This is a genomic window from uncultured Mycobacterium sp. (genome assembly GCF_964249325.1).
In the GTDB taxonomy this organism is placed as follows: Bacteria; Actinomycetota; Actinomycetes; order Mycobacteriales; family Mycobacteriaceae; genus Mycobacterium.
In genome coordinates, this window is the sequence record NZ_CAXUCH010000162.1 from 1 (window position 1) to 9,975 (window position 9,975).

Here is a 9,975-nt window from a genome sequence, read left to right on the forward strand (position 1 = left end):
GGTCGTCGTAGTGCCCGCTGAGCACGTCGTCGGCGGCCTGGTCGGTGGCATGCAACAGGTCGGGCACCCGCAGCCGGGTGGGCCCGGAAACCGACGGGATGGTGGATGTCCGCAGCGCGACAGGGCTGGCGAGAACCATGAGAACTCCGGAGGGATGGACGGATCTGGGGTCGGCGATGCGTCAGGGCCGACAACACTCCAGAACTGTGGCGCGCTCCATCACGGCAGCCAGTGTTGCATAGATTGACTGCGTGCGCTGGTGTCGATATCGCCCGCTGTTGTGGGCCGCGGTTTTTGCGGCCGCATTGTCGGTGACCGCAAGCTGCTCCTCAGCAGATCACGGCGGCACCGCTGGCCGCTCGGCTGCGCCCACGACGTGGGCGCCCTTGCCGGCGACGAGCCCGCCACCGCCCGGCGCCATCGGGGTCTCACCGGGGGGAGTCACCACCAAGGTCGACGTGCCCGCGGACTCATCCCAGGACGAATATGGCCTGGCCTGCCGCGCTGCCCAAGAGTGGATGGCCAGCCGCGGCAGCAACCGGCACGCTCTGATCGAGCCGTATCTGGCGACCGTGCAATCGCCGACCGCCAAGCCGGGAACGGGCACATTCAACAGGCCGTGGGCGCAGCTGACGCCGGGGCAGCAAGCGGCGGTGATCGTCGCGGTACAGGCAGCTGCCGACGACCAATACAGATAACAAAAAGTACGACCCACAATAATAATCAAGGATAAAAGAAAAGCGGCGAATTTGGCGCGGCCGGGAGACGAGACGGCCAAAGAAGGAGTCGCGGCGCGCAGAATGAACTGATGGCCGTCGCTGATCCGGTGCGTTCGCTCGGCGCATCGCAGCCCGCTGCGCTTCGAGTAAGCAACTCATCACGGCCGCGGGTTGCGCTGGCCCTGGGCAGCGGTGGTGCGCGCGGATACGCCCACATCGGGGTGATCAACGACCTGCAAGAGCGCGGGTACCAAATCGTCGGGATCGCCGGTTCGTCGATGGGCGCGCTCGTGGGTGGGCTGCAGGCGGCCGGAAAGCTGCACGAATTTGCCGATTGGGCTAGGTCGCTGACGCAACGCGCCATCCTGCGTCTGCTGGACCCGTCGCTGACCTCGGCAGGAGTGCTGCGGGCCGAAAAGATCCTCGACGCGGTGCGCGACATCCTCGGCGACGTCACCATAGAGCAGCTCCCGATTCCCTACACCGCAGTGGCCACGGATCTTCTGGCCGGCAAATCCGTGTGGTTACAGCGCGGCCCCGTCGATGAGGCCATCCGAGGCTCCATCGCCATTCCGGGTGTGATCGCACCGCACGTGTCCGACGGGCGACTCCTGGCCGACGGCGGGATTCTCGACCCGCTGCCGATGGCGCCGATCGCGGCAGTCAACGCGGACCTGACGATCGCAGTCAGCCTGAGCGGCAGCGAGACCGACGGCGGCCGCGAGTCGGAGCCCCGGGCCACGACCGAGTGGCTGAACCGCATGGTGCGCAGCACCTCGGCGCTGTTCGACACCAATGCTGCCCGGTCGCTTTTGGACCGGCCGACGGCACGGGCGGTGCTCAGCCGGTTCGGCGCCGCAATTCCCGAACCTGACGACGAGTCCGAGCTGACCGACGTCGACGAGCCGCTTGACTATGCCGGGGAACCACCCGAAGTGCCCAAGCTGGGAAGTTTCGAGGTGATGAACCGCACCATCGACATTGCCCAGGCCGCGCTGGCGCGGCACACCATCGCTGCCTATCCACCCGACCTGTTGATCGAGGTGCCCAGGTCGGTTTGCCGCAGTCTGGAATTTCACCGTGCGGCCGAGGTGATCGAAGTCGGCCGCAGGCTGGCCACCCGCGCGCTGGACAGCCTGAACGCCGACGAAGCTGCACCGCCGCCGATCGAGAACTGACCGCGGCATGGTTCGACGCGCTTCTCCGGACGCCGCAGCCGCTGATCGTCCATGGAAGCGAGGTTCGAGCCGAAAACAGTTGGCCGCTGGAGTCGGCGCAGTGGGAGGCACTGCATCTCAGCAATGCCGGCCTGTCCAGCGCACGTGCGGACCGAGAAGCCTCCATCACGTTCCGCACCCATTGGGGCGGCGCATCTTTCGGCTGGACAGTGTCGGAAGACACCGAGATCACCGGCGGTGGGCAATCACCTCGCGGCGAACCGGCTCGGGAACGGTTTCGGTCGCCGCGGCGATGGCCCCGATCCGTTGCAGCTTCTGGCGCGTCGTACCCGGCTGAGTCACGGCGGTCAGGAAATGCTCGGTGATGGTGTCGGTGCCGACACCCGGATCTATCTCGGCTGACGTCGCGGTGACTTGCCGTGCGAACAACTCCTCGAGGGCCAGCCCCGCTGCTGGTCTGCGCCGCGACCGCTGAGCCGGCCGATGTCCCGACCAGCACATGGGAATCCAGCAGTATTCGCGCCGTGTCTGGCGACTCGTCGGCGATGCCGCGCAGAACGCCTGTCTCCCAAGCGATTCCGGCTACTCCACCACCTGCCAGGACGAGCCCACGTTTTGCGGTCACGGTTAGCGCGCCGACGTGTGCTGCGCCGCCTGCACCGCTGAGCTCAAATCGTCGCGGCGCAGCTGGTGGCGCGGCGGGTCGGGCAGCACCATATCGCAGCTGATCTGCAGCGCAGCGTCGACGTGCACCAGCTCGCCGGGCGCAATCAGGCGCCAGCGCGGGTCGTCGTCCATGGGTTCGCTGGCGAACACCACGGACGAACGGGTGTCCAGATGCTCGGATTGTGCACGGATTCGGTTGGTACGCATATGGAAACCCGCCTCTGGCGGGCATTCGCGGCGGTCGAGGATATACAGTTCGTTCGGCTCGGGGTAGCGCAGCGCCCAGACATCGGTCGCTGTGCTCAACAGGACGTTGACCGCATAGATCGGCAGGTTGGCCGCCAGCCACTGCATGGCGTCGACCAGGCCGGCCGGCACATCGCCGCCGTGGGCGCGGATCGAGGCGGTGATCAACGCGAAGACGCGCTCAGAGTCGGTTTGGCCCAACACCAGGTCGGCGGTGCCGAGCTCGCGCAGCCGCTCGTCGAGCACATCGAGGCCCTCGACTACACCGTTGTGCGCGAAGATGCGGCCGTCCTGCAAAAAAGGGTGGGTGTTGACCACGTCGTGCGCGCCCGTCGTTGCGTATCGCACATGTGCGACGAAGGTGGTGCCGGTCACGTCATGGGCTTCGGTGGCGAAATCACGGTCCTGCCAAGCCGCTATCGGCTGCTTGTGCAGCTCCGCGCGGCCCTGGGCGTCGAAGACCCCCAACCCGGTGCCGTCCGGGTTCCGCCGACTCTGGGCGGCCAGGTTGTCGGGAGCGTCGAGCAGCCAGAAGGTGGCGGTCACGACATCCGTCCCGGCGTGCAATGCAAACAGTCGACACATGGTGTCGACCGTAGCGACTGCCCCCGAGAAGACACATACGCACCCATTTCGGCACGAGGTCGGGTGCTTTCGCGGCTGCTGGGCCTAGTCCCGCACCTCGGTGATCTGATACGCGTTCTCGGCGTGGTTGGCCCGAATGGCTTTTTTGTCGTACTTGCCGACGCTGGTGCGCGGAATCTGGTCGACGAACGTCCACCGTTCCGGCACCCACCAACGGGCCACTTTGTCCGCCAGAAACTTTCGCAGTTCGGCGGCCTCGGTGGAAGCGTCCTCCTTGAGGACCACAACGGCCAGCGGCCGCTCTTGCCAGCGCTCGTCGGGTACGCCGACGACCGCGGCCTCGACCACCTCCGGATGTGCGATCAAGTAGTTCTCCAACTCGACCGACGAGATCCATTCCCCACCGGACTTGATGACGTCCTTGGCGCGGTCGGTCAGTGTGATGAAGCCGCGCTCGTCGATGCGGCCGACATCGCCGGTGCGCAAGCAACCGGAGGCGAACTTCCACGGGTCATGCCCGCGATAGTAGGAGCCGGTGATCCACGCACCGCGCACCTCCAGTTCGCCGACCGCTTCGCCGTCGTTGGGCAGCACGTTGTCGTCGTCGTCGACGATGCGGGCCTCCACCCCGCATACGGGTTGGCCCTGCGTGGCTCGTAGCGGCCAGTACTGCTGTTCGGGGGTTCCCGGCGGCGGCCACGCCATGGTGGCCATCGGCGATGTTTCGGTCATGCCCCACAGCTGTCGGATCTGGACGCCGTGCTTTTCCTCGAAGGTGCGCATCAGCGAAAGCGGGACGGCCGAGCCGCCGCACGCAACCAGCCGCAACGACGACAGGTCGTGGTCGGGCTCCTTGTCCAGATAGTGCAGGACGTCGTTCCAGATGGTCGGGACCGCGCCGGCAATCGTGGGCCGCAGCTTCTCGATCATGTCGATCAGCGACCTGGCGTCCAAGTGGCGGTCGGGCAGCACCAGATCCGCGCCGGCCATCAGCGCCGCATACGGCAGGCCCCAGGCGTTGGCGTGAAACATCGGCACAACGGGCAGCACGCAATCGCTGGATCCGACACCGATTCCGTTGGCGCTGCACGCCGCCATGGTGTGCAAAAAGCTCGAACGATGGCTATACACAACGCCTTTAGGGTTGCCGGTGGTGCCGCTGGTGTAGCACATGGCAGCAGCGGAGTCCTCGTCGATGTCGGGCCAGTCGAACTCGGCCGACTCGCCGGCGATGATTTCGTCGTAGCGCAGCACGGTCTTGCCGGTCTGTTCCAGCGGCGCGGTGTCCCCCTCGCCTACCGCGATCACGCTGTGCACGGTCTCCAGGCGGGGCAGCATCGGCGCCAACAGTTGGGCCACCGATAGGTCGACCAAGACCACTTGGTCTTCGGCTTCGTTGGCGATATAGACGACTTGGTCGGGAAAGAGCCGAATGTTGAGGGTATGCAACACCGCACCCATCGCCGGCACCGCCGCGTAGGTCGTCAGGTGTTCGGTGTTGTTCCACATGAACGTCGCGACGCGCTGGTCTGCAGTGATGCCCAGACGGCGCAACGCGTTCGCCAGCCGCGCCGCCTGCTGACCGAGCTCACGGTAGGTGCACTGCCGATAGCCGTCGCCGGTGGCGGTGGTGACCTTGCGCGCGCCGTGGACGCCGGAGGCGTGCCTGAGGATCGCGGTGATCGTCAACGGGAAGTTCTGCATTGTGCTGTGCATCGACGGCCCCCGGTATCGTTCCCAGCGTCGCTTCATGTCCAGTCGCGCGAATGCTAGCGCCGAGGCGGGCAATTGTTAGTGGTTCCCGCGAGAAGCGAAGGTCAACCAACCCTAGCTAGGTCAATGCAGGTTCGAGCTGAGGCACTTCGCGAGTGCCCTGCTCAAGCGGCGCGGTGCGCTCGTCTGTGGGACCGATCAGCGACGCCGCCGGCGGCAATCGACACGACAGTGACCGTGCCGGAATACTCCGCGACGTAGAGGTGCTTGCCGTCATGGCTTTCCGCGACGCATGACGGCTGGCTGCCGACGGTGACGACGCCGATGATGTCATGGGTCCCGGTGCACAGAACGGCGACGCGGTCATCGCTGACGAGGTAGCCGCGGTCGCCGTCGCTGCTGAGCTTCAGCTGGGTGACCAACCCCCCGGTCTCGCTCAGCTTGCGGGTGCTGGCGACTTTGTTGGTATGAGTGTCGATGACGTCGACGACCGCGCCGAAGTCCGCGCCGCTGCTGACGACATAGGCAGCTCGGCCATCTGGACTTATCGCGACATCGCGGATCGCCCAACCGATGTCGACGGTGTCGATGACCCGCCGGAGGTGGGTGTCCATCGCGACGACTTCGCCGCCAGACGGCCGCTGGACGGCGACGTAGAGACGCCGGCCATCGGGCGTCATGCGCACGCATGCTGTGCTGGTGCCGGGTGAGGCGGCGATATCGATCGACTCCACCCGGCCGGTCGCCGTGTCGAGGACGGCGACGTCGGCGCCCGTCGCCCCGGTGCGGCTGACATACACATGTCTCCTGTCGGGACTCACTACCAAATCGGTCAAGGTGAGGTCCACGGGGAAGGATCCGACGACGCTGTTGCTTTCCAAGTCGATGACCACGATGGCGTCGTATGCCGGTGCCACCGTGCTGATGTACGCGTAGCGGGGGTCGCTCATGGCGAGGGCGAACGGTTCGTTGATCCCCGTCACCGTGTTGACTTCGGCCCAGGTGCCAATGGGGATGACCGACACGCTGTCGTCGCCATAGTTGCTCAGTATCAGCCGAGTACCGTCAGGGCTCGCGAGAATGCCGCTGATGGGTCCGCGATGCAGGGCCATTCCTGCCACGGCGGAGTAAGCCAGCGCAGTTCCGACATCGGCGGCTGACGCATTATCGCCCAGAGAGCTTTTCACATAATTCACATTGCTCACATTGACACCAGCCTTTGCTGTATTCGTCGCGCTTTAACGTCGGGCGACAATGGGCCGCCGCAGCAAGACGACCGGAATATGTCCTGCTTAAACAAGGTTTCGGGACTAGTGCGGCACCGCTTCTGGCCGAGTCTAGCGGCCGAATTCGCCACAAAAGGAATGCATTTGGCCGCCGACTCCAGGGGTCAGGCCGCGAAACCTCAGGGTTCGCTTAGGCGCCCATCGCTGCCTGAAAGTCGATCGACGCAGAGCGAACACAAGAATGTGCTTTTGCAGGCCTTTGGATGTTGCTCGCTAATCTGGTGTGCGACCTGTGTGGTGATGTGAAAATTAAGATTTTTTTCGCATCGGCTCGAAAAAAAGAGGCGAAGGTCACATGAGTAGAAAGTCGCCTCGTGGCGCCGGCGGACAGCTCTTCGCCCGTCGGGCTGCACGCGGTGCACGACGACTTCGACGACCGAGCGCCGATGGCTGTGTCTGACGACGGCCCTATTGGTTCGGGACTCTGGCTGCGATCCGGCTGGCGATCTCGACAGCTGAGTTCTTCGGATCGGCGCTGCATGTGTTGACGTCGATGACCACGTTGTTCCGGGCCGTCAGCGCCCGTCCACAGCCCCAGCCGCCAGCATTGGCGTTCTCCTGAGTGGCCGTCGTGCTCAGCATGCCATTCGTGTTGGATACCGGCCCCACGTCCCACACGGTGTGGCTCTGGGTATGGGTGTACTGGTGGCAGGCTGACCACTGCAGTCCCGAGGCGGCGACAAAGGCGCTGGCCTGCTTGGCGGAGGGAAACAACACCACCGCCTGCTCGACAAAGTGGGTGAAGTTATCGCCCTCTTGGAGCGTCTCATCGCGCTCACCGGTGTATTTGATGCCGGCATAGACCTTTTCCTGCGCCGCACCGTCCACGGCCAGGCATTCCTTAGGCTCCATCGTGGCGCTGTCGTCAGACATCTCGGTGCGATATCTCGTCACCTTCAACTCGCCTGCCCCCATAACAGCGCTCACGTCTTCGGGGGCTAGCAGCAACCCCTTCAACCCCGGCTCTGTAATAGCAGGCGGCGGCTTCGATTTGGTCGTGGTCGGCTTGACGGCGTCGTGATTGCTGCCGCCGCATGCGGCGGTGAGAACGCAGATGCCTGCGATGGCGCCTGCGGCTCTCAGATAGCGCATGTGTTCATCCCGCATCCCCGCCGTAACCCGACCGATCAGCGCGGCGCATTAGTCCCGCAGCCCTGCTAGTCAGAATTTGCGTGTTTATGAGCGTACCGTCACCGGAGATGAATAGTGCCAGGAATCGCTAATTCCTTGCGGCAACATGCGATTTCGACCAGATGCCGACAGTTTGCGGAATCAACCCGCGACTGCGCAGAGGAGCTGAGGTGGCGTGCAAAGTGTGGATTTGCCACGCGTAGTTGTCGTGCGCCACGCCATCGGTCAGGGCCCACTAGATGTGCCCCCACTGGGACTCGAACCCAGACTGGACGGATTTTAAGTCCGCTGCCTCTGCCAATTGGGCTATGGGGGCTTCGCAGTTGAGAGCGTATATGTGCCGGGCTTTCTTCAAGCGCGCCCACTCGTTGCTGATGCTCCACCTCGAAGACAACCGGTCAAAGCAGTAGCATCTCGCCATGCAACGAGCAGTCGCCGGGTTGTGCATCGCTGCCGTAGCGACGATCACATGGCTTGGTGCCGGCGCGGTGTACGCCGACGAGACCGACAGCTCGTTCCTGCATGCCCTTGATCAGGATCATGTCACCTATACAGACCCGGAGCGGATCGTCAACTACGCCAAGCAAGTCTGCGCGGCACTTCATGCCGGACGCCCGGCGGACGAACTGGTCAACCGGATCCAATCGGAAAACCCGAAGCTGACTGCCCAAGGAGCCAGATATCTTGTGGCCGACGCCGTCGCGCACTACTGCCCCGACCTGAACACCGCTGCTCAACCCACCCCCGGAGCTCACCCATAGTCCCCCGAAACCGTTGGGGCGCTGGGTAGTCCGTTCGGTGACCGCTCCATTGGTGCGCGTCGATTCCTGATCGGTCTCCGGCCGGGCGCGCCAGCCGGCCGCCTAGCCACGGCGGCCGCGAAAGTGCCCATGCCAGGCCCCCCGCTGTGCGGCCAAGCAGCTGGCTCAGCCGGGGGCCAGGGCGGACTCACCGCACGCGCGGCGGCGGGCAGGCCTGCGGGAGGTCACCAACGTCATCGTCGACCACTCGTCGGCGGTAGGAAGATTGCTGGTGTGGCCTCACGGAGATCGCGGGCTGAGCTGCCGCGGGGTTGCGCGAAGGCGCTCGGGTCGGCCCGCCCCGCGTCCGTCAACTCGCCTCCCGTTAAGCGGCAGTTAAGGAAGCCTCACCGGAGTTGCAAAGGGCCTGCCTCGGTTGCCGCAGCGAAAAACCGCATGGCCTGGACAGGCGTCGGGGTCGGTGACAGCGGGCACAGTGGCCGCCACTCGGCGCTCGCGGGAATCCCACAGATGTTCGCAAGTCCGTCCGAGCGTCATGATTATGTCAGCAAACCCGCCCCGTGCGTTAAAAAGCCGTTAACAACCACTCACTGACCGCTGCCTGGGAGTAACCGTGGAGCGTGGCATCGCTAGCACGACAGTGGCTGACCCATTTAGGGATCTGCTTTGTTTGCGCGTTAGGAGGGGGCAATGTCCTTCGCGACTACACAGCCGGGTGTGTTGACGGGAGCCGTCGGCAGTATGCAGGTCATCGGCTCTGCGCTGGCCGCCCGGAACCCGGCCGCCGGGGCAAAGGTGTCGTTTCCCCAACGGCCGACGACGTTTCCGCACTAACGGCGGCCGAGTCCACCAGCGCGGCCCCGTTGTAGGCGGCCAGCGCGCTCTGATCGCCGAAAAAGCGCTTACGACGAAGCTGCCTGGCACGCAAAGCCGTTGGCTTTCGCATCGATACCCGGACCGAATCAAGTTACGCCACGCACCCCGCTGACCTTGAAGATGCAACGGCCCCATCCGCCTTAGACCGCCGGACACGACCAATGGCTAGCAACCTGAAACCGCTTATCAGACACCCCCCTGTGATCACCGCGGCCGCGCCACTCAAGGCCGGCCCCTATTTCCCTGAGGAGGACGGATGTCATTCGTGACCACACTGCCCATAGCGTTGGAGGCCGCAGCGGGCAAGCTCGAGGCTCTCGGCTCCGCGCTGGCCGCCCAGAACGTGGCGGCCGCCGCCCCGACGACCGGCGTCGTTCCCGCGGCTGCGGACGAAGTGTCAGCGCTGCAGGCGACGCAGTTCAGCGCCTATGGCACCTGGTATCAGCAGGTCAGCGCTCAAGCCACGGCGGTTCACCAGATGTTCGTGAACACCCTTGGCGCCAGCGCCGGTTCCTATAGCACCACCGAGGCGGCCAACCAGGCCGCGACCAGTGCTGCGGCCGATCCGCCCAGTCTTCTGAGTCTTCTAAGTCCGATCATCGGAACACCGGCATACACCGATGGCGGCCTGCTGTCGAACAACCCCGCCAGCCTTCTGAACATCAACGGTGGGAACTGGGGTGCGGCCGCGTCGGACTTCTGGTCGTTAACCGGCGGCGGTCTTCTTCCCAGCAATAACGGCCCCACCGCCGTTCCGGCCGAGGGCGCCGAAAGCGCGGCCCTGGCCGGCGCGGCCGAACCCGCGGGCCAGGGC

General features: G+C 65.0%; 9 protein-coding genes, 1 tRNA gene and 2 pseudogenes. 5 read left to right on the forward strand and 7 right to left on the reverse strand.

All coding sequences use genetic code 11. The features are described from left to right. Nucleotides 1–139 (reverse strand): annotated as a pseudogene (locus tag ACFE99_RS17815) (cysteine dioxygenase); the annotation flags it as partial. Between the two features lie 112 nt (nt 140–251). On the opposite strand from ACFE99_RS17815, the gene lpqV reads away from it, so the two are divergent. Further along, nucleotides 252–698, forward strand: a complete 447-nt coding sequence (lpqV, locus tag ACFE99_RS17820) for a lipoprotein LpqV (RefSeq protein ID WP_375487585.1) — start codon at nt 252–254, stop codon at nt 696–698. Between the two features lie 110 nt (nt 699–808). Beyond that, nucleotides 809–1,897: a patatin-like phospholipase family protein gene (locus ACFE99_RS17825; protein ID WP_375487587.1), complete on the forward strand. Its 1,089-nt coding sequence runs from the start codon at nt 809–811 to the stop codon at nt 1,895–1,897. Between the two features lie 234 nt (nt 1,898–2,131). Here ACFE99_RS17825 and ACFE99_RS17830 read toward each other — a convergent pair. From ACFE99_RS17830 to ACFE99_RS17855, 6 genes and pseudogenes are all read right to left on the reverse strand, one after another. Further along, nucleotides 2,132–2,522: pseudogene (locus ACFE99_RS17830) on the reverse strand (patatin-like phospholipase family protein); the annotation flags it as partial. Nucleotides 2,523–2,524: 2 nt separating this feature from the next. Further along, nucleotides 2,525–3,394, reverse strand: coding sequence for a class II glutamine amidotransferase (locus tag ACFE99_RS17835; protein ID WP_375487589.1), 870 nt, complete (start codon nt 3,392–3,394; stop codon nt 2,525–2,527). A gap of 84 nt (nt 3,395–3,478) precedes the next feature. Further along, nucleotides 3,479–5,110: a long-chain fatty acid--CoA ligase gene (locus ACFE99_RS17840; protein WP_375487591.1), complete on the reverse strand. Its 1,632-nt coding sequence runs from the start codon at nt 5,108–5,110 to the stop codon at nt 3,479–3,481. A 161-nt stretch (nt 5,111–5,271) separates the two neighbouring features. Beyond that, nucleotides 5,272–6,294, reverse strand: coding sequence for a YncE family protein (locus ACFE99_RS17845; protein ID WP_375487593.1), 1,023 nt, complete (start codon nt 6,292–6,294; stop codon nt 5,272–5,274). Nucleotides 6,295–6,801: 507 nt separating this feature from the next. Then, nucleotides 6,802–7,500, reverse strand: coding sequence for a sensor domain-containing protein (locus ACFE99_RS17850; protein WP_375487595.1), 699 nt, complete (start codon nt 7,498–7,500; stop codon nt 6,802–6,804). A gap of 266 nt (nt 7,501–7,766) precedes the next feature. Beyond that, nucleotides 7,767–7,840, reverse strand: a tRNA-Leu gene (locus ACFE99_RS17855). Nucleotides 7,841–7,943: 103 nt separating this feature from the next. Here ACFE99_RS17855 and ACFE99_RS17860 point away from each other — a divergent pair. From ACFE99_RS17860 to ACFE99_RS17870, 3 genes are all read left to right on the forward strand, one after another. Further along, entirely contained in the window at nt 7,944–8,285 is a 342-nt protein-coding gene (locus tag ACFE99_RS17860) for a DUF732 domain-containing protein (protein WP_375487597.1), read from the forward strand. A 690-nt stretch (nt 8,286–8,975) separates the two neighbouring features. Beyond that, the gene (locus ACFE99_RS17865) at nt 8,976–9,119 is read left to right on the forward strand and encodes a hypothetical protein (protein WP_375487599.1); all 144 of its coding nucleotides are present in this window, start codon (nt 8,976–8,978) and stop codon (nt 9,117–9,119) included. Nucleotides 9,120–9,417: 298 nt separating this feature from the next. Next, nucleotides 9,418–9,975 (forward strand): PE family protein (locus tag ACFE99_RS17870; protein ID WP_375487601.1); only part of this gene is annotated, 558 nt, incomplete at its 3' end.

Bases quoted from the DNA above. Each gene is read 5' to 3' on its own strand.
- ACFE99_RS17865 (WP_375487599.1), top strand. From the start codon at position 8,976: ATGTCCTTCGCGACTACACAGCCGGGTGTGTTGACGGGAGCCGTCGGC.
- ACFE99_RS17840 (WP_375487591.1), bottom strand. From the start codon at position 5,110: ATGCACAGCACAATGCAGAACTTCCCGTTGACGATCACCGCGATCCTC.
- ACFE99_RS17860 (WP_375487597.1), top strand. From the start codon at position 7,944: ATGCAACGAGCAGTCGCCGGGTTGTGCATCGCTGCCGTAGCGACGATC.
- ACFE99_RS17825 (WP_375487587.1), top strand. From the start codon at position 809: ATGGCCGTCGCTGATCCGGTGCGTTCGCTCGGCGCATCGCAGCCCGCT.
- ACFE99_RS17850 (WP_375487595.1), bottom strand. From the start codon at position 7,500: ATGCGGGATGAACACATGCGCTATCTGAGAGCCGCAGGCGCCATCGCA.
- ACFE99_RS17835 (WP_375487589.1), bottom strand. From the start codon at position 3,394: ATGTGTCGACTGTTTGCATTGCACGCCGGGACGGATGTCGTGACCGCC.